Source organism: Methylocystis sp. MJC1 (assembly GCF_026427715.1).
Lineage (GTDB): Bacteria > Pseudomonadota > Alphaproteobacteria > Rhizobiales > Beijerinckiaceae > Methylocystis.
This window is the reverse complement of the sequence record NZ_CP107558.1, coordinates 1,844,173-1,861,450: the sequence shown is the minus strand read 5'-3', so window position 1 is coordinate 1,861,450 and position 17,278 is coordinate 1,844,173. Positions and strand designations below refer to the sequence as shown.

The 17,278-nt window shown below is 63.8% G+C and carries 18 protein-coding genes; 15 read left to right on the top strand and 3 right to left on the bottom strand.

Annotated elements, in window-relative coordinates:
- Positions 1-27: 27 nt before the first annotated feature.
- Genes OGR47_RS08990 through ung form a run of 3 tightly spaced genes read left to right on the top strand, consistent with a single transcriptional unit; the run spans position 28 to position 1,336 of the window.
- On the top strand, positions 28-324 hold the full coding sequence (locus OGR47_RS08990) for a nucleotidyltransferase family protein (protein WP_165050071.1): 297 nt from the start codon (positions 28-30) through the stop codon (positions 322-324).
- Entirely contained in the window at positions 324-671 is a 348-nt protein-coding gene (locus tag OGR47_RS08985; RefSeq protein ID WP_206527408.1) for a DUF86 domain-containing protein, read from the top strand. The genes OGR47_RS08990 and OGR47_RS08985 overlap by 1 nt, the downstream gene beginning before the upstream one ends.
- Positions 668-1,336, top strand: coding sequence for a uracil-DNA glycosylase (gene ung, locus OGR47_RS08980; protein ID WP_165050076.1), 669 nt, complete (start codon positions 668-670; stop codon positions 1,334-1,336). Before OGR47_RS08985 ends, ung begins: the two co-directional genes overlap by 4 nt.
- A gap of 73 nt (positions 1,337-1,409) precedes the next feature.
- On the opposite strand, the gene OGR47_RS08975 is transcribed toward ung, so the two are convergent.
- Complete coding sequence (locus OGR47_RS08975) at positions 1,410-2,051, bottom strand: glutathione S-transferase family protein (protein ID WP_165050078.1); 642 nt, start codon at positions 2,049-2,051, stop codon at positions 1,410-1,412.
- Between the two features lie 11 nt (positions 2,052-2,062).
- Complete coding sequence (locus OGR47_RS08970) at positions 2,063-3,172, bottom strand: calcium:proton antiporter (RefSeq protein WP_165050080.1); 1,110 nt, start codon at positions 3,170-3,172, stop codon at positions 2,063-2,065.
- A 532-nt stretch (positions 3,173-3,704) separates the two neighbouring features.
- Here OGR47_RS08970 and uvrC point away from each other — a divergent pair.
- Positions 3,705-5,690, top strand: coding sequence for an excinuclease ABC subunit UvrC (gene uvrC, locus OGR47_RS08965; RefSeq protein WP_165050082.1), 1,986 nt, complete (start codon positions 3,705-3,707; stop codon positions 5,688-5,690).
- A gap of 82 nt (positions 5,691-5,772) precedes the next feature.
- Positions 5,773-7,173 (top strand): multicopper oxidase domain-containing protein, encoded by a 1,401-nt coding sequence (locus OGR47_RS08960; protein WP_165050085.1) that lies wholly within the window; start codon positions 5,773-5,775, stop codon positions 7,171-7,173.
- A gap of 170 nt (positions 7,174-7,343) precedes the next feature.
- Here the strand turns inward: OGR47_RS08960 and OGR47_RS08955 are convergent, their stop codons facing one another.
- Positions 7,344-8,114, bottom strand: a complete 771-nt coding sequence (locus OGR47_RS08955) for a class I SAM-dependent methyltransferase (RefSeq protein ID WP_165050087.1) — start codon at positions 8,112-8,114, stop codon at positions 7,344-7,346.
- Between the two features lie 85 nt (positions 8,115-8,199).
- Here OGR47_RS08955 and OGR47_RS08950 point away from each other — a divergent pair, with 85 nt between their 5' ends.
- The 10 genes from OGR47_RS08950 to OGR47_RS08905 all read left to right on the top strand — a co-directional run bounded on the left by OGR47_RS08950 (position 8,200) and on the right by OGR47_RS08905 (position 17,278).
- Complete coding sequence (locus OGR47_RS08950; RefSeq protein WP_165050090.1) at positions 8,200-8,967, top strand: helix-turn-helix transcriptional regulator; 768 nt, start codon at positions 8,200-8,202, stop codon at positions 8,965-8,967.
- 102 nt (positions 8,968-9,069) lie between these two features.
- The gene (locus OGR47_RS08945; RefSeq protein WP_165050092.1) at positions 9,070-10,524 is read left to right on the top strand and encodes a PAS domain S-box protein; all 1,455 of its coding nucleotides are present in this window, start codon (positions 9,070-9,072) and stop codon (positions 10,522-10,524) included.
- 4 nt (positions 10,525-10,528) lie between these two features.
- Positions 10,529-10,903 carry a response regulator gene (locus tag OGR47_RS08940; protein WP_165050094.1) on the top strand — a complete coding sequence of 125 codons (375 nt, stop codon included), beginning with the start codon at positions 10,529-10,531 and terminating at the stop codon, positions 10,901-10,903.
- Positions 10,904-10,993: 90 nt separating this feature from the next.
- Entirely contained in the window at positions 10,994-11,608 is a 615-nt protein-coding gene (locus OGR47_RS08935) for a hypothetical protein (RefSeq protein WP_165050096.1), read from the top strand.
- A 62-nt stretch (positions 11,609-11,670) separates the two neighbouring features.
- A complete protein-coding gene (locus OGR47_RS08930; protein ID WP_165050098.1) occupies positions 11,671-12,099 on the top strand; it encodes a hypothetical protein in 429 nt (142 codons plus the stop codon).
- Positions 12,100-12,183: 84 nt separating this feature from the next.
- Entirely contained in the window at positions 12,184-13,020 is an 837-nt protein-coding gene (locus OGR47_RS08925) for a YihY/virulence factor BrkB family protein (RefSeq protein ID WP_246729599.1), read from the top strand.
- A gap of 91 nt (positions 13,021-13,111) precedes the next feature.
- Entirely contained in the window at positions 13,112-15,682 is a 2,571-nt protein-coding gene (locus tag OGR47_RS08920) for a DNA translocase FtsK (protein ID WP_165050100.1), read from the top strand.
- 55 nt (positions 15,683-15,737) lie between these two features.
- The gene (locus OGR47_RS08915; protein ID WP_165050102.1) at positions 15,738-15,977 is read left to right on the top strand and encodes a hypothetical protein; all 240 of its coding nucleotides are present in this window, start codon (positions 15,738-15,740) and stop codon (positions 15,975-15,977) included.
- Entirely contained in the window at positions 15,974-16,396 is a 423-nt protein-coding gene (locus tag OGR47_RS08910) for a PIN domain-containing protein (protein ID WP_246729600.1), read from the top strand. The genes OGR47_RS08915 and OGR47_RS08910 overlap by 4 nt, the downstream gene beginning before the upstream one ends.
- 114 nt (positions 16,397-16,510) lie before the next feature.
- Positions 16,511-17,278, top strand: coding sequence for an outer-membrane lipoprotein carrier protein LolA (locus tag OGR47_RS08905; RefSeq protein WP_246729601.1), 768 nt, complete (start codon positions 16,511-16,513; stop codon positions 17,276-17,278).

The window sequence follows — 17,278 nt, the reverse complement described above, 5'->3', positions numbered from 1 at the left end:
CGCAGGCGCCTGCGGTAAATTGACGGCATGGACAGAGCTACGGCCATCGCGAAGCTTGGGAGGATTGCCGACGCGGTTAAAACGCGAGGAGCGATCTCCCTATATCTTTACGGTTCGACGGCCCGCGACGAAGCGGGCGCCGATAGCGATCTCGACCTCTTCATCGATTACGATCCGGCCAGCCGCTTCAACGCATTGGACCTTGTCGACATCAAGCATTTTCTCGAGGATGAATTGCAGACCCGCGTCGACCTGACGACGCGTGATGGGCTGCATCCGCGTTTGCGCGAAAAAATCGAGAAATCAGCCATGCGTGTCTTTTGATGGGAAGAGAAATCCTTCACGTCATTGACGACATCTTGCAGGAGATCGCGGGCGTCGAGCGGGTAACCGCGCATAAGACTCTCGACGATTACAAGGCTGATTGGTTGCTTCGGCACGCGCTTCAGCGGGCGATCGAAATCATTTCGGAGGCCAGCCGGGCCTTGCCCGAAGAAGCCGCCGCCACGCAACCACACATCCGTTGGCGGGCCATTCGCGCCATTGGCAATGTGCTGAGGCACGAATACCATTCCATCTCGGACGAAATCATTTGGAACGTCCTGCGCGACGAGCTGCCTCCCCTGAAAGCCGCCGTCGAAGCGATCAGACAGAATGTCAGCGCTCCATGACCAAGCCCGTTCGCATCGACGAAAGCTGGAAGAGACATCTCGCCACCGAATTCGAGAAGGCCTATTTCACCGACCTTCGCGAGTTCGTGCGCGTGGAATACGCTTCCTGCGCGGTCTATCCGCCGGCGGCGCAGATTTTTCGCGCTTTCGACGAATGTCCCTTTGACGAAGCGAAGGTCGTTATCCTCGGCCAGGACCCCTATCACGGGCCCGGCCAGGCGAATGGGCTTTGCTTCGCGGTCGGCGCCGGCGTCGCCCCGCCGCCTTCCTTGCAGAACATCTTCAAGGAAATCGAGGCCGATCTCGGCCATCCTGTGTCCCGCGACCCGGACCTCTCGCGCTGGGCGAAGCAGGGCGTGCTGCTCCTGAACGCGACGCTCACCGTGCGCGCGTCGCAGGCGGGCTCGCATCAGAACAAGGGCTGGGAGCAATTCACTGACGCCGCCGTCCATGCGCTGTCGCGCGAGCGTGAGGGGATCGTCTTCATGCTCTGGGGCTCTTATGCGCGGCGCAAGGGCGCCGGCATCGACCGCCGCAAGCATCTCGTGCTCGAATGCGCCCACCCCTCGCCGCTGTCAGCGCATAATGGCTTTTTCGGCTGCAAGCATTTCTCCAAGGCGAACAAATATCTCGTCGCGCATGGGCAGACGCCGATCGAGTGGTGAGTTATTCCGGATCTGGATTCCCGAGCGGGCCTTCGGCCCGCTCGGGAATGACATGCGCCAGCGCCGATGTGCATCACCCCTTCGCAGCCGCAGCCGCCTCGTGAATCGCCAGAAGCTGCTTGTCCGTCTCCGTAACGCGCGCAACCGACGGCCGCGATCCCACGCGCTCGATATAGGCGGAAATCTCGGGCGTCATCGGGACGAGGCCGAAGCCGGTGGTCCAGCGCAGCGCCGTCGCCCAGAGAATGTCGGCGGCTGAGAAGCGCGCGCCGAGCAGATAGGGCCCCGCCGCGAGCTGCTTGTTGATCACCGCCATCACGGTCTCGAAATCCCCGTAGGCGCTCATGTTCTTCGGCGGCTCTTGCTTCGTGTAGCGGTCCATGATCGCCGGCTCGAAGGCCGAGCCGTAGAACGCGAGCCAACGCAGATATGGTCCGCGCAGCGGATCGCCGATCTGCGGCGCAAGCTTCTTTTGCGGGAAGGCGTCAGCGAGATAGATGAACACCGCGCCGAGTTCGGTCACCAGCGCGCCATTGTGCTCGATGGCCGGAACCTTCCCCATCGGATTGACGGCGAGATATTCGGGCTCGCGCTGCGCGCCGATTTTGAAATTGAGGTCTTTCAAAGTGTAGGGCGCGTCGAGCTCCTCGAGCAGAATGAGCACGCTGGACGAACGCGTATTGGGAGAATGGTAAAATATCAGATCGCCGCTCATCTCTTCCTCGCTCATGGCGCAAATAAGAAGAAGGCATATGCCGCGAAGACAACGAGATGCACAAGGCCGGTGAGCACATTGGTGCGGCCCGCGCCGAAGCTGACGACGGACAGCATCAGCGTCAGAACCAGCATGGCGGAGTCGCGGCGATCGAGGCCGAAGACGAGCTGGCGATCGGAGGCGAGGCTCATCAGCGCCACGGCCGGCACGGTGAGCCCGATCGTCGCCACGACCGAGCCGAGCGCCCCATTCAAGCTCGTCTGCAAGGCGTTGCGGGCGGCGGCGCGGACCGAATTCATGCCTTCGGGCATGAGCACGAGGGCGGCGACGGCGGCGCCGGTCACAGGGTTCACCTCCTCGACGCCCGCCCATTTCAGCCCTTCTTCGAGCCCCGGAATGACATGCTCGGCGAGCAGCGACACGCCGGCTAGGCTCGCGCCGAGACCGACGAGCGAGACCAAGGCCTCGCTCCGCGTCGGTTTTGCTCCGACATGACCCACGGCCGCCATATGCGCGTCGATAAAATAGGCGCGGTGGCGCACGGTCTGGATGAAGAGAAAAGCGCCGTAGAGCAGGATCGAGAGCGCGCTCGCGAAGCCGAGCTGCGCGCGCGAGAGCGTCGGGCCCGGCGTCGATGTCGTGTAATTCGGCATGATGAGCGTCAGCATCGACAGCGCGATGAGCACGGCGAGATAGGCGCTCGCGCCCATCGGATGAAGCTCCTGCTCGCCATGGCGGAAACCGCCGAGCAGCAGGCACAGGCCCACGAGCCCGTTGCAGACGATCATGATCGCCGAGAACACAGCCTCGCGCGCCTCGGTCGGATTTTCCGAGCCATGCGCGGTCATCGAGGCCATGATGGCGACCTCGATGATCGTCACGGCGATGGTGAGCACGAGCGTGCCCAAGGGCTCGCCGACCCTCGCGCCGATCCGCTCGGCGTGCTGCAGCGTCGCGAAAACCGACCCGATGACGAGGATGGCGGCGACGAGCGGCGGCGCCCAGGCGAGCGTCGGCGGCATAGTATTGAGCCAGCGCTCCCCTGCCGCGAAAGCCGCCGCGAGACCGAGCGCGAGCACTGGAAAAATAATGCCGCCGATCGTGATCCTGCCGCCGCTCATGAGGCCCCCAATACCCGTCGAACTACGGCGACAACTTTTGACGTCGCTTTCCGCGGCGCGCAAGTGCGGGCGGGCGATTCTTGCGAGGATCGAGCAACTTGCGTTGGCGCGAATGCGTAAGATTAAACTCAATTTTTCTGCGTTATTCTCATCACTGAGGCGACCCCCACCATTAATCCCTCCCCGCAAGGGGGAGGGAGGCGGCTCGCGAGCCACTTTTGATGAAGGCCACGCTCTGCCCCTCTCCCCGCGCGCGGGGAGAGGTTGGGTGAGGGGCTTGGGGGATGAGTGGAAGCGATAAACGCCGCAGCGCGCTCGCTTTCGTAAGGCACGCCCGGGGCTCCGGCCCCGGCCCCTCACCCAGCCTCTCCCCGCAAACGAGGAGAGGAGCGGCGCCTGGCCCGGATAGAAAGGTGACAGCAAGGCCCGGGAAGAAGGGTGACAGTTTCCTCGCGGCTCTTTGCCGACGAACGACCGGTGCAGGCTCGGAAACCCTTCCCATCGCCGCAAACGCAGCATAAATCCTTATAGGATGACCCCTCCCCCCTCCCAGACGCGCGACCTCCCGCCCGAGGACGACGACCCCCTCGACGCGCCCGAGGCCGTCTCGGAGACCTCCGAGACGCCTCCAGAAGACGACGCCCCGCAGACGCCCGACAGCGTCAAGCGCGGCGTCGGCGTCATCAAGTCCTATTGGAAACATGCGCCGAACGGCCCCGGCGTCTATCGCATGATCGCCGAGAATGGCGAGGTGCTCTATGTCGGCAAGGCCAAGAATGTCCGGAAGCGCGTCGCGAGCTACACCCGCCTCGCCGGCCATGTGAACCGCATCGCGCGGATGATCTCGGCGACGGTCTCCATGGTCTTCATCTCGGTGGAGACCGAGACCGAGGCGCTGCTGCTGGAAGCGAATCTCATCAAGCAGTTGAAGCCGCGCTTCAACGTGTTGATGCGCGACGACAAGTCGTTTCCATACATCTTCATCGCCAGCGACCACGAAGCGCCGCAGATCGCCAAGCATCGCGGCGCGCGCGTGCGCAAGGGCGATTATTACGGGCCCTTCGCCAGCGTCTGGGCGGTCAATCGCGCGCTCAACGCGCTGGAGCGCGCCTTTCTGCTACGCTCCTGCGCGCAGAGCTTTTACGACAACCGCACACGCCCCTGCCTGCTCTACCAGATCAAGCGCTGCGCCGGGCCCTGCACGGGGGAAATCTCAACTGACGACTATGCCGTGCTTGTGCAGGAGGCGCGCGACTTTCTCTCCGGCAAGAGCCGAAGCGTGCGCGAGCAGCTCGCCACGGAAATGACCGAAGCCGCCGAGCGGCTCGAATTCGAGCGCGCCGCGCGGCTGCGCGATCGCATCTCGGCGCTCTCGGCGATACAGGGAGCGCAGGGCATTAATCCGCGCACGGTCGAAGAGGCCGACGTCTTCGCCATCGCCAAGGACGCGGGGCGCTTCTGCATCGAGGCCTTTTTCTTCCGCGCCTATCAGAACTGGGGCAACCGCTCCTATTTCCCGCGCGCCGACGCGAGCCTCTCGGAGGCGGAAGTTCTCGACGCCTTTCTCGCGCAATTCTACGACGAGCATCCTTCCGCGCGCTGCGTGCTGCTGTCACATCCGATCGAAGACAGCGCTCTTCTGGAAGACGCGCTTTCGGCGAAGCTGCGCAGAAACGTCGACGTCATCGCCCCGCAGCGCGGCGAAAAGCGCGAGCTCGTCGAACATGCGCTCAACAATGCGCGGCAGGCGCTCGGCCGCAAGCTTGCGGAAGACGCGAGCCAGTTGCGGTTGCTGGCGGCCTTGGGCGAAGTCTTCGGCCTGCCTCACGCCCCGCGCCGCGTCGAGGTCTACGACAACTCGCATACGGGCGGGTCGCAGGCGATCGGCGCGATGGTCGTCGCCGGCCCGGCGGGCTTCATGAAGGCGCATTACCGCACTTTCAACATCAAGAGCACGGAGATCACGCCCGGAGACGACTACGGCATGATGCGCGAAGTGCTGACGCGCCGCTTCGCCCGTCTCGCCAAGGAGCCGGAGAAGGAGACCGATCCGGAGGCTTTTCCGGCAAAGCCCGATCTCGTGCTGATCGACGGCGGGCGCGGCCAGTTCGACGTGGCGCGCGAGGCGTTGCGCGAGAGCGGCGTCGAGGGGGTGGCGCTGGCTTCGATCGCCAAGGGCCGCGACCGCGACGCGGGACGCGAGCAATTCTTCATCGAGGGCCGCGAAGCCTTCCGCCTGCCCCCGCATGATCCGGCGCTCTATTTCGTGCAGCGGCTGCGCGACGAAGCCCATCGCTTCGCCATCGGCACGCATCGCGCGCGGCGCAAGAAGGAATTCACCAAGAATCCGCTCGATGAGATTGCCGGGATCGGACCGTCGCGCAAGCGCGCGCTGCTTTTGGCCTTCGGCTCGGCGAAGGGCGTCTCGCGGGCGGCTTTGTCGGATCTGGAGAAGACGCCGGGCATCAACAAGGCGACGGCGCGGATGGTGTACGACCATTTCCAGCGGGGCGATTGAGCGACGGCCCCGCGCCTTTCCTTTGAACGCCGCGCCCCTAGCTTACTGCCGCACGCGTCCCCATCCGCCAGAGGCTCGGCCGATGAAGCCAGACAGAGCCGTTCTGTTGTTCTGCGTGTTTTCGGCCCTGCTCGCTTGGGCTCCGCTCGCTTTTTCGCAAGAAGACGCGCCAGCGCGCCAGGAGAACGCGGCGGCGCGCACGGTCGTCTATACGCTGCGATCGGGGATTGCCGAGGGGCGGCTCGTCTTCCTTGGCGTCGGCGGCGCGATCGACGGGAAGGTTAATCCAGAGCTCGTCTTCCATGAAGGCGAGCGCGCCCAGATCAATCTCGTCAACGGCGAGGGCGCCGAGCACGATATCGTCATCGAGTTTTACGGCGTGCGTTCGAACCGCGTGGTCGGCAAGGGCGCGAGCGGCACTGTTTCGTTTTTCGCCGACAAGACCGGCGCCTTTTCCTACTACTGCTCAGTCCCCGGCCATCGCGACGCGGGCATGCAGGGCAAGATCAGGGTCGAGCCGGGGCCGCGCAGCAAGGCGAAGCTCGTCGCGCCGGACATATCGCGCGATCCTTCCGACGTGCCGCGACCGATCGGCGCCCGCGGGCCGCGAACCTTGCGCGTCGATCTCACGACGATCGAAATCGATGGCCGGCTCGATGACAAGACGACCTATCAGTTCTGGACCTTTGGCGGGAAGGTTCCCGGCCCCTTCATCAGGGCGCGGGTGGGCGACACGCTGGAAGTGCATTTGAAGAACGACTCGAGCAGCGTGCTAGCGCATTCGGTGGATTTGCACGCCGCGATCGGGCCCGGCGGCGGCGCGCGCTTCACGCAAGCCGATCCGGGCGAGGAAAAGGTCTTCAGCTTCGAAGCGACGACGCCCGGCCTCTTCGTCTATCACTGCGCGACGCCGAGCATTGCGCAGCATGTCGCCAACGGCATGTATGGTCTCGTGCTGATCGAGCCCGAGGGCGGATTGCCGAAGGCGGACCGCGAATTCTACGTCATGCAGGGCGAACTCTATACGACCATGCCTTTCGGGACCCAGGGCCGGCAGGAGTTGGATTACGAGAAGCTGATGGCCGAACAGCCGGAATATTTCCTCTTCAACGGCGCCGTCGGCGCGCTGACGGCGGAGCATCCGCTACGGGCCGAGCGCGGCGAGAACGTGCGAATCTTCTTCGGCGTCGGCGGGCCGAATTTCACGTCTTCGCTGCATCTGATCGGCGGCCTCTTCGACCGCGTCAGACGCAACGACGCGCTGAAAGTGCATGAGAGAGGCGCGCCAACGGTTTCCGTCGCGCCGGGCGACGCGGCGACCGTCGAATTCAATGTGAGGCGCGGCGGACAATATGTTCTGGCCGACCACGCGCTCTCCCGGATGGAGCGCGGCCTCGTCGGCGATCTGATCGTCGAGGGGCCGCGCGACGACGCTTTGATGCACGAAGGTCCGGAGAGCCGTCGACGGCGGCGAGATGACTGAGCGGCAGGATGAGCCCTCATCCGACCCCTGCTGACGCAGGGGCCACCTTCTCCCGCAAGCGGGAGAAGGGAGAACCCAAGGTTTTTGAACCACAAAGTTTCAACGCGATTCCTTCTCCCGTTTACGGGAGAAGGTGGCCCCGCGAAGCGGGGTCGGATGAGGGCCAGCCGTCACCAGCTCGCGGCCCTGACTTCAATCATCATCACGTCGATTAAAAACGAGCCATCCGTTTCGATCGCAAAATGCTCCCGGGTCTCGCCCGACGCCGCCGCCTGCAAAGCTCGGATGGCGCGTTGATTTTCCTGCGGCGTTCGCATGCGCGCCACCCAGACGGCGAAGTCCATCCGCAGCCGCCATGTCTGCAGGCGCTCGACAGTGAAACCTGACGTCGCGAGCGCGACCGTCCATTCTGCAATTGTGTAATTCCTGACATGAGACGGATCGCGCAGCAGCTCGACGGCTTGCAGATGCGTGTCGAAGAGCGGCCGGGCCGGCGCATAGACGTCGACGAAGACCGCAGAGCGGCCGGGCTTCAGCACCCGGCGCGCCTCACGCAGACCGCCATTGAAATCGCGCCAGTGATGGGCCGAATAGCGCGACGCCAGAAAATCGAAACAGCCATCGGCGAAAGGCAGGCGCTCGGCGGGCCCCTCCACTGTTTCGATATTGGCGAGCCCCTTCTCACGCGCCGTCGCGGCGACGGCCGCCAGCATCTGCGTCGAGAGATCGAGCGCCGTCACCGCAGCCGCATAGCGGGCCATCAGATAGGAGACATGGCCGCCGCCGGCGCCGATATCGAGAGCGCGTTCGGGCGCAGCCGCAGAGACGATATTTGCCAAAACCTCGAGATCCGCGCCCTGCGCGTGCACAGCGCTTTGGACGTAGTCGCGCGCGCGGGGCCCGAATTGGGCGGCTACCATCGTTTCATGCGTTCGTTCCATCGGCTTGCTCCTTGTGACGAAAAGCAGGATCAAGCCGCGATTAACCTATTACAATAAAGATTATTATCCTGTTATAACTGCCTCCATGCTGGACGCGGACCAACGGCGGCTGCTGGGAGATTTCATTCGCGCGCATCGCGAGCGGGCGCGGCCCGATGTCGCCGGCGGCCGCAGGCGCACGCCCGGTCTGCGCCGCGAGGAGCTGGCGGCGCGCGCCGGCATCAGCGCCACATGGTGCGCCTGGATCGAACAGGGTCGGCCCGTGCAGGCCTCGCCCGAAGCGCTCGGCCGCATCGCCATGGCGCTCTCATTGACGCCCGCAGAGCGCGCCTATCTGTTCGAGCTTGCCGGCCGCATCGACCCGGATGCGCCGGCGCGACCGGAGACGGCCCCCGCCTCGCTACAAGCCGCCATCGCAGCTTTTCAGCATCCGGCCTATGGCCTCGATTGCTGTTGGAACGCCTGCATCTGGAACGCGGCGGCCGCGCATCTGTTCTGCGGCTGGCTCGATGGCGGGCGCCACCGCAATCTTCTGCGTTTCGTCTTTCTGGACGCCGCGGCGCGAGATCTGCTGCCGGATTGGGAGGAGCGGGCGCGCCGTCTCCTCTGCGAGTTTCGCTCGGATTATGCGCATATGTTTCGCGACGCGCGCGTGCGACGATTTATCGACGACTTGCGGCAGGAGAGCCCTTTCTTTGCGCAAGCCTGGGCCGCACAGGACGTCTTGAGCCGCGAAGGCGGCCTGCGCGTCTTCAACCATCCGCAGGACGGCAGAGTGCTCTTCGAGCAGCATTCCTTCACGCCGTCGGACGCGCCCTCTCACAAGCTCGTCTTGCTTCTACCCGCAGGCTGAAGCGGGCTCATTTCATTGCTTTCCAAGCCAACATCGGTCAAGCTTGCCCCATTCAACGCCTTCGCTTACGAAAATTTGTCAAAAATCCCATCGGAGTAACCCATGCGGGACATGGAGTCGTCGAACCTCCATGCCGTCGAGGACAGATTTCCCTTCTACGCGAGGCTGCCTCTTCGAATTCTGGCTGACAAAGCTGAGCTGCCCGAGAATTCGTACTACGTGCTTGCGCCCGCCCTCGGCGTGGCCTTGGCCGTGCTGGCGATTCTTGCGCGGGCCCTTCTGATCGGAATGGCGACGACCAAGGTCGCCTATATAACCCTTTTTCCTTTGGTTCCCGTGGGCGCACTGGTCGGCGGATGGATCACCGGAACGACAGTGGCGGTGCTCGGCGCGATCTTGTTGCATACCTTCGTTCTTCCCCTCGAAGGCGGGGCCGACTGGTTCGCCTTGTTGGTGTTTCTGGGGAGTTGCGGGCTCATCATCGGAACGACCGAGCTGATGCATCGCGCCGAGGCGCGCGCCTTCAAGGCCGAAGCCATGGAAGCGGTGCAGAGCCAGATACTGGAAGAGCGAAAGCGCGGGGCCGATACTCTGCGCGTGGCGCTGTCGCGTTTGGAGGCGACCTTTGAAAACGCCGCCGTGGGCATTGCCGAGGTGGGGCTCGACGGCCGGTGGCTGAGAATGAACGAACGCCTCTGCGATATCGTGGGTTATCGTCGTGACGAGCTGATGCAAATGAAAGCCGGCGACATCACGCATGCCGAGGACCGCGAAGCCGATCGCGAAAATGTGCGCCGCCTCCTCGCGGGCGAGGCCGGGAGCTACTCGACAGAAAAGCGATATATCCGCAAGGACGGCAAGAATGTTTGGGCGAATGTGACGGTGGGCATCGCGCGCAACGCCACGGACCAGCCTGTCAATTTCGTGGCCGTGGTCGAAGACATAACGGCGCGCAAGGCCGCCGAGGCGCACAACCAGCTTCTGGTCGCGGAGATCAGCCACCGCGCCAATAATCTTCTCGCCGTCGTGCAAGCGATCGCCCAGCAAACCTCTTTCGAGGGCGACCCCAAAGCCTATGTCGCAAAGCTCGTCGAGCGGATTCAAAGCCTCGCAGCGAGCCAAAGGCTGCTCGTGCGAAACGAATGGCAGGGGACGGATCTCTGCGACCTCGTGCGCGCGCAGCTCGCGCCCTATCGAGACCTGATCGGCGGGCGCATTGTCGCAAATGGCCCAGCGATCCGCGTGAACGCCGCCGCCGCTCAGACGATCGGCATGGCGCTGCACGAGCTTGCGACCAATGCAGCGAAATATGGCTCCCTATCGAACGAAGACGGAAAGGTTCAGATCGCGTGGGGGGTCGCGGGCGATGAATTTTCGATTTCCTGGGAGGAAAACGGCGGGCCGAAAGTGGCGCCCCCGACACGCAAGGGTTTTGGCAAAACGGTGCTGGGGCGAATGGCCGAAATCTCAGTCGGAGGACATGCGCAACTGACCTTCGCCGAAAATGGGGCGCGCTGGACGTTGACGGCGCCGGCAGACAGGATTTTCGTGAGATAGCTCGATGCAGGACCTTGGCCAGAAAAGCCGACGCATTCTTATCGTCGAAGATGAGCCCATGGTCGCGATGTCGATGGAAATGCTCCTGGAATGCGAGGGTTTCGAGAGCGCGGGGGTCGCGGCGACGGTCGAAGAAGCGCTGAAGCTCACGGCCCAAGGCGACTACGACGCCGCCATATTGGATGCAAATCTGTGCGGCGTGTTCTCGGGTCCTGTCGCGGAAGCCCTGCAGAAAGCTGGCGCGCCGTTTCTCGTATTGTCGGGCTATGATGCGGAGCAGCAGAGAGGACGCTTCCCGCCGGGCACTGTTATCCTTCAAAAGCCTTGCCGGCCGGACGTGATCATCGAGGCGCTACGCGCGTTTTTGCCTCGGCCTTGATGTGGCTGGCGCCCAGGCCGTGCGGCTGTTGTTCACATACTGTGCGCTGACGCACAGTCATGGTTCGTTGCAAATGGCACGATTTCCAACATGTTCCGACGAGCTTTTATAATTGCCGCCGCTCTCGCGCCCTTCTCTTCGGAGGCTCCCGCATATGCGGCGGATCCAAGCAATGAGTTCCTGGCAAATCTCGTGGGCCCCCTGTACCGCCGAGGGGAGTCCTTCGCCTGCTTCAGCCGGCAGTATGATGCGGCGCATCTCACCGCGCATCCCCGGCAGCAGGTCACTTTCGTGAAGGCGTTGGTCACGGCCCGTTTCCAAGCCTCCACCCTCACGCCTGCAAGCAGCTCCTATGCATATCAAGTTTCCCTCGCGTTCAAGTTTCACGACCGCGCGGAGACTTTGACCGCCGTCGCGGAATGCGGCGACGGGACGCCGAAAGACTCGCGTCGTGGCGGGGCGCATTGTGCGGGACCCGGAGATGGGGGCTCACATCTCGCGCTCGACGGGCGGCAAGCTGTCGTGCTCACCATTCCCGGCGGGGCCGATCTTTGGATGCCGGGACCAATCGACAAGCGGCATGAAACGATCAAGAATCCGTTTGGTCCGGACGACGGAGTCTTTCGTCTCGTTCGGACGGAGCTGAAGGAATGCGAAGACCTCGCCTTCGACCGGCAGAAGCCTCTGCGTCCCCATGAGCCATAGGCGCCGAAAACGTCTTTCCATTTCGACGACTGCGAGCGCAGCTGCGCCAAGGATTTTCAACAATGCTTAAGTCAAAATTACTCTGTATTGGCTTGGCGACGACTTGCCTCGCCCAACCGGCTTTTTGTGCGCCGACGTTGGAGGCGACCTCGCTCTACAAGGATATTGCGCATGGATGCCGGAGTGTGGATCTGAAACAATGGTCACACCCAACCAGACGCGTGCTGGATTACGCGCACATCGAGCTTAAAAAGGTCGAGCTGTGCAACAATGAGCTGTACCCTGTCTTCACCGTCCGGTTCGCCTACGACCCGAACGGCCCAAATGACAAGTATTTCAATAAGCTCTATGCAGACATGGCCGCCGCAAACGGCTATCATGCCTATTCGCTTGTCGACCAATCATTTGGTTTGATTGCGAACGTCGGTGTTGCCGGAAAGAAGAACATTTCCATCTCCTATGAAGAGTTTTCACCAACCGGAACCAATTGACGCCGGAACCGCACACGCTAATTTTTTATACTCGCCAGCATTATAATAGTGGGAGCATCCCGCCGCCCCAAAAGCCCCTGCCCCATGCCCCTGCTCCGCGCGCTTTACGTCGCCTATTTCAAATTCAACGAGGATGACGGCTGGGCGATCGCGAGCCATATCGCGCTCTCCATCCTGACCTCGCTTTTTCCCTTCCTTATTTTTCTTACCGCGCTCGCCAGCTTCTTCGGCCTGAAGGAAGAAGCCAATGCGGCGACGGCGCTCATTTTTGAAAACTGGCCGCCGAACGTCGCCGAGCCTATCGCGGCTGAAATTCGCAATGTCGTGACCCAGCCGCGCGGCGGGCTGCTCACGATCGGCGCGCTTCTCGCCATTTATTTCTCGTCGAGCGGCGTCGAGTCGCTGCGCGTCGCGCTCAACCGCGCCTATAACCAGCGCGACCAGCGGCCCTGGTGGCTGTTGCGGCTGGAATCGATTCTTTACATCTTCCTCGGCGCCGCCTCGCTGCTCGCCATCGCCTTCCTCATGGTGCTCGCCCCGCTCGCCCGCGCGCTCGCCGAAAAACATGCGCCCGGCCTGATGCGGGAGCTCGAGCCGCTCTACGGCCCGGTGCGCTACGGTGTCACATCCTCGGTCGTCGGCGTCGCCGTGCTCGCCGCTCACATCTTGCTGCCGGCGGGGCGCCCGCGCCTTCTCAACCTCGCGCCCGGCTTCGCGCTGACGCTTCTCGCTTCCCTCGCCTTCGGCGCGGGCTTTGGCGCCTATCTGGCGAGGTTTGCAATCAATTACGTTTCAACCTATGCGGGTCTCGCCTCGATCATGATGGCGATCGTCTTCCTGCAAACCCCTTGCCGTGATCTTCATTTACGGAGCCGAGCTCAACCAGGCGATCGCGGGATCGGGCGAGCGGATGCAACCTGAGGGTTAAGCGCCTCTTAACCCAGCTTTTTTACCCTCGCCGGGAGTCGGCGCGCCGCAATGGCCGCGCCGCGCCACGCGGGCTTCTGGTGACATGCGCAGCCATAGATTTGGTCTCTTCCCCGAACAGCTCCGCGAATTCGCCGCCCATCGCCTCGCCGAGGCGGCGGGGGCGCTGATGCTGGCGCTCGCGGGCGCCGCGACGCTGGCGCTGGTCACCTGGTCGGCCCATGATCCCTCGCTCAACCACGCGACCGGCGGCCATGTCCGCAACCTTTTGGGGCATCCCGGCGCGGTTGTCGCCGATCTGCTCATGCAGCTTTTCGGCCTCGGCGCCGTGGCGGCAATCGTCCCGCTCGCCTTGCAAGGGATGCGGATTGTCAAACGCCGGCGCATCGAGCGCGCGCCGCTGCGGCTCGGCCTGTGGATAGTGGGCATTTTTGCAACGGCCGCCACGGCGTCGCTGCTGCCGCCGACCGACCGCTGGCCCCTGCCGACAGGCCTCGGCGGCGTCGCCGGCGACGCCATTCTCGCGGCGCCGCGCGCGATTTTCGCGGGGTCGGGCCCGATCATGGCGATTTTCGGCGTCGCGGCGGCCTTCGTCGCTATTCTCTCGGTCAGCGGGGCGTCCGGCCTCGGTTTCGAGACGCAAAACGACATCCGCGACGAATCTTTCGAGGAGCGTGAGCCCGTCGCTTACGCCGAGGACGACGAGGATCGCGCGGGGGAGCCCGGCTTTGCGCTGATCTCGCTCGGCGCGCTGATCCATATGGGACTGACGCTGAAATGCTGGGTGGCGCGGCTTTTCGGAAAGCTGCGGGCCCGCGCGGGCGCCCCCGCGGAAGAGCCGACCCCCGCGCCGCCGCGGGTCGAGCCGACCTTCGACGACGTCGAGACCTACTACCCGACCTTCTCGCGACGCGCGCGCCCACTCGACGAAGACGACGAGGATGCGGGCTCCGCGCCGATGACGGCCCCACGCGCGGCTGGCGCAGCCGGGACGCGCCCAGCCGAGCCGCGCCAGCAGACGGGCGGCCGCCAAGCCGAAGCGCCCGCCACCCCCGCGCCCCGGCGCGTCACCCGCGAGCCTGCGCGCGCGCCCATGCGGGCTGCGCCGGAATCCTACGAATATCCCGAGCTCGAGCTGCTCGCCGAACCGAAGAACCGGGGCGGGGCCGTCACTGTTTCCGAGGACATCCTCGAATCCAACGCCCGCGTGCTCGAAGGCGTGCTGGAAGACTTTTCGGTGCGCGGCGAGATCATCAATGTCCGCCCAGGCCCGGTGGTCACGCTCTACGAGCTGGAGCCCGCGCCGGGCATCAAATCCTCGCGCGTCATCGGCCTCGCCGACGACATCGCCCGCTCCATGTCGGCAGTCTCGGCCCGCGTCGCCGTGGTGCCGGGCCGCAACGCCATCGGCATCGAGCTGCCCAACCAGCGCCGCGAGACGGTCTTCCTGCGCGAGATCGTCGCCAGCGACGATTTCCTGCACTCCAAGCACAAGCTTGCCATCGCGCTCGGCAAGACGATCGGCGGCGAGCCGGTGATCGTCGACCTCGCCCGCATGCCGCATTTGCTCGTCGCCGGCACCACCGGCTCGGGCAAATCGGTCGCCATCAACACCATGATCCTGTCGCTGCTCTATCGGCTGAAGCCCGAGGAGTGCCGGCTCATCATGGTCGATCCCAAGATGCTGGAGCTCTCGGTCTACGACAACATCCCCCATCTGCTGACGCCTGTCGTCACCGACCCGAAGAAAGCGGTGGTGGCGCTCAAATGGGCGGTGCGCGAGATGGAGGACCGCTACAAGAAGATGTCGAAGGTCGGCGTGCGCAATATCGACGGCTTCAACGCCCGCGTGGCGGAAGCGCAGGCGCGTGGCGAGATCATCACCCGCACCGTGCAGACGGGTTTCGATCGCGAGACCGGGGAAGCGATCTTCGAGCATGAGGAGATGGACCTCTCCGCCCTGCCCTATATCGTCGTCATCGTCGACGAGATGGCGGATTTGATGCTCGTCGCCGGCAAGGACATCGAAGGCGCGATCCAGCGTCTGGCACAAATGGCCCGCGCCGCCGGCATCCATCTCATCATGGCGACGCAGCGTCCTTCGGTGGACGTCATCACCGGCACGATCAAGGCGAATTTCCCGACGCGCATCTCCTTCCAGGTGACGTCCAAGATCGACAGCCGCACCATTCTCGGCGAGCAAGGAGCGGAGCAACTGCTCGGCCAGGGCGACATGCTCTACATGGCGGGCGGCGGCCGCATCTCGCGCGTGCACGGGCCGTTCGTGTCCGACGCCGAGGTCGAGCATGTGGTGGCGCATCTAAAAGCCCAGGGGGCGCCGCAATATCTCGAGAACATCACCTCGGAGGATGAGGACGGGGCGGAGGACGGCGAAGGACCGACGCCCGGCTCCATGGACGCCGAGGAAGGAGGCGACCTCTACGACCGCGCGGTGAATATCGTGCTGCGCGACAAGAAATGCTCGACGAGCTACATCCAGCGACGCTTGTCGGTCGGCTACAACAAGGCCGCCTCGCTCGTGGAGCGCATGGAGAAAGAGGGCGTCGTCTCCGCCCCCAACCATGCGGGCAAGCGCGAGATTTTGGTGGGCGGCGGCGTGGATCGTGGGGCGTTTGACATAGAGGCGGCGGAGTGATTGGCCCAGCCTCCCTGTCGTTGATAAAAACAGCGACGGGGATTACTGTGAGACCATGAAAAACATCACAGTAACTGTGGACGATGACACCTATCGTCGCGCTCGCGTCAAAGCTGCCGCGGAAGACACGTCGATTTCCGCGGTCGTCCGGCGGTTCTTGATCGACTTCGCCGCGTCGGAAACAGAGTTCGAGCGGCTGAAGCGCGAGGAACAAGAGCTTCGCGCCCAGATTTCGACCTTCCGCGCAGCCGACCGCCTCTCGCGCGACGATATCCATGCGAGACGCGGCAAGTGACAGAAATCGTCGCCGGCTTTCTCGACACCAATATCCTGCTCTACTCGATCAGCCGCGACCCTGCCGAAAACGTCAAGCGCGAGCGTGCGATAGCGTTGCTCGATCGGGATGACTGGCGCTTGTCCGTCCAAGTGCTGCAAGAGTTCTACGCCCGAGCCACTCGCCCCTCCCGCGCAGACCCGCTCCCGCACCACATTGCAGCGGGCCTGGTGCGCACATGGATGCGCTTTCGCGTGCAGGACGTCACGTCCGACATCATGATTGCAGCTCTGGGGATCAAGTCGCGCTATGGCTTCTCTTACTGGGACGCGGCGATCATCGCCGCCGCGATCGCCCAAGGATGCGGCGAGCTCTATTCCGAAGATATGTCGCACGGACAAGTCGTAGAAGGCGTGCGGATCATCGATCCGTTCAGGTAGAATCCGAGCGCCTTCAATATCGGTGGTGCGCCTGCGCCAATGTCGAGCGCCCCCAATTCCGCCAACATATGTTACCAAGACGGCTCGAACGCCCCTTCGGATTGGATTCGCGCCGTGAAGCATCTCCCCCTCGCCGCTTTCGCCCTTGTCCTGGCGCTCGTCGCGCCGGCTCACGCCGAGGACGCCAAGAAGGCGCATGCGAACGCCGCCGCCAAACATGCGGAAGCGAAGCCTCCAGAAACAAAGCCCGCCGCCAAGGACAAGAAGACCCCGGCCAAGCCGCCGGCCGCCGAGGCCGCCAAGCCGAGCGAGCCCGTGCAGCTCACCAATCCCGCCGCCCCGGCCGAGCCGCCGAAGCCGCCCAGCCGCGAGGAGGCGATCAAGCGCGCCGACGCCTTTTTCAACGCCTCGCCGGTGATGACCGCCGACTTCGTCCAGATCGGCGCCGACGGCAAGCGCTCCGAGGGCAAGCTCCATGTGCAGCGCGCCGGCCGCGTGCGCTTCGAATACGCCCAGCCCGCGACCATGGAGGTCGTCGCCGACGGCGCGCAGGTCGCCGTGCGCGATCGCAAGCTCAATACGCAGGACCTCTATTTCATCAATCAGACGCCGCTCAAATTCCTGATGAAGGAGAAGATCGACCTGGAGAAGGACGTCACCGTGCAGGACGTCCAGACCGACGACGCCGGCGTGACGATCTTCATCGAGGACAAGGCGACCTTCGGGGGCACCTCGCATCTCAAGCTGATCTTCGACCCCAAGACCTTCAAGCTGAAGCAATGGCAGGTGAAGGACCCGCAGGGTTACGAGACGCTGATCACCCTCTTCAACATCGACCAGACCAAGACGCCTGACGCGGCGCTGTTCAAGATCAACAAATAG